1 protein-coding gene is annotated in these 253 nt (G+C 64.4%); it reads left to right on the forward strand.

The genetic code is table 11. From position 1 onward, the window contains the following. A partial coding sequence (locus tag AC3II9_RS22120) for a Clp protease N-terminal domain-containing protein (protein ID WP_489158884.1) occupies positions 1-253 on the forward strand: 253 nt, incomplete at both ends.

A 253-nucleotide genomic window follows, 5' to 3' on the forward strand; every position in this document is an offset into this window, starting at 1 on the left:
GTCGCTGTGCATGGCGCGCGGCAATTACGAGGTCGATCTCGAACACCTGTTCCTGGCGCTGCTGGAAAACCGCCGCAGCGACTTTGCCGTGGCCGCCCGCGCCAGCGGCATCGACCTGGTCGCGCTGCAACGTGACCTGGAAGCCGAGATCGGCCGCTTCCAGACCGGCAATACGCGCACGCCGGCGTTCTCGCCGTATCTACCGAAACTGTTCGAGCATGGCTGGCTGATCGCCTCGCTCGATTCGCAAATC

The organism is Lysinibacillus sp. RU7 (genome assembly GCF_057837305.1).